Below are 1,380 nucleotides of genomic sequence, written 5' to 3'. Positions count from 1 at the left end.
TACTGGCATTACTACGACGGCACCGGCGGCGGTGGTGGAGATACAACGGCGCCGACGGTGACGGGTACATCTCCGGCTGCAGGTGCGACTGGTGTAGCAGTGGGCGCGAATGTGACGGGGACATTCTCGGAGGCGATGACTGCATCGACCATTACGGCGGGCACCTTCACGTTGACTGCCGGCACGACGGCTGTGCCTGCAGCTGTGACGTACAACAGCACAGGCAACGTAGCGACGTTGAATCCCAGTGCGGATCTGGCTGCGGGTACCACGTACACCGCGACGATCAAGGGCGGCACCAGTGGGGTGAAGGATGCTGCCGGTACCGCCTTGACCACGGACAGGACCTGGACCTTCACCACGGCCGGGTCTCCGACCGGGCAGAGTCCCATTGCGGTTAAGGCAGCGTCGCTGAATGGTGCCCTGGGAGCAGCCACCACCGCAGAGGTCTACGGCCTCAAGGACAACGGCGGATTCCAGTGCTTTGAACGGGGGTGCATCATGTACTCGCCGGCAACAGGGGCCCACGTCTCCCTCGGAGCGATCCGTGGCAAGTGGGCGGAGACAGGGTTCGAAAACGGCAGGCTCGGATACCCGGTCACCGACGAAGTGGGCGGGCTCCGGGACGGCGGAGTGTTCCAGAATTACCAGGGCGGCACGATCATGTACTCCCCCGCAACGGGAGCCCACATCTCCGTGGGGGCGATCCGCGGCAGGTGGGCGGAGTCAGGGTATGAAAACGGACGGCTCGGCTACCCGGTGAGCGACGAAGTGGGCGGGCTCAGGGACGGCGGGGTGTTCCAGAATTACCAGGGCGGCGCGATCATGTACTCGCCGGCATCAGGGGCCCACCTCTCCGTTGGCGGCATCCGCACCATCTGGGCCTCCACAGGGTATGAGACAGGCCGCCTCCGCTACCCCACCAGTGAGGAATACGCGACCCCCAATGGAGGCGTGGCCCAGAACTATCAGGGCGGCATCATCAACCTGAGCCCAAGCGGATACACCATCACCTGGTTCTAAGGAATCACTTGGTTGTAAGGACGGGCGGCCCTACTAAAAAGTAGGGCCGCTCGGTCTTTAACCGGGGGTTCCTTTAACGGGGGTTCCCCGTCACTACCCGAACAGCGCCGCCACCCGGGTCAGGGTCTCGTAGACACCGTAGGCCAGCGGCACTCCGACGAGGGCCCAGGCCACGCCCAGCCGTCCGGTGGATGCTTTTGCCGGCACCTGCGTGCCGGGGGTGTGTGCTGTGCTCATCTCAGGCCTCCATGGCTGGTTCGTGCGGCCGCTCGCGTTCGGGGCGGGGTTCGTGGAATCGTGCATCGACAGGCTTGACCAGGAGGTTGGCTACGAAGCCGATCACCAGCAGGCCCACCA

At 64.6% G+C, this 1,380-nt stretch carries 2 protein-coding genes; one reads left to right on the top strand and one right to left on the bottom strand.

The window, feature by feature from the left end; genetic code table 11:
• A partial coding sequence (locus DBR22_RS13345; RefSeq protein ID WP_181365173.1) for an Ig-like domain-containing protein occupies nt 1-1,023 on the top strand: 1,023 nt, incomplete at its 5' end.
• A 93-nt stretch (nt 1,024-1,116) separates the two neighbouring features.
• Here DBR22_RS13345 and DBR22_RS23870 read toward each other — a convergent pair.
• Nucleotides 1,117-1,260 carry an MFS transporter small subunit gene (locus DBR22_RS23870; RefSeq protein ID WP_181365172.1) on the bottom strand — a complete coding sequence of 48 codons (144 nt, stop codon included), beginning with the start codon at nt 1,258-1,260 and terminating at the stop codon, nt 1,117-1,119.
• Nucleotides 1,261-1,380: the final 120 nt, after the last annotated feature.

It is taken from the genome of Arthrobacter sp. HMWF013, from assembly GCF_003061105.1.
Classification (GTDB): domain Bacteria; phylum Actinomycetota; class Actinomycetes; order Actinomycetales; family Micrococcaceae; genus Arthrobacter.
The sequence above is the reverse complement of the archived record's forward strand: the minus strand, read 5'-3'. Positions and strand labels throughout refer to the sequence as shown.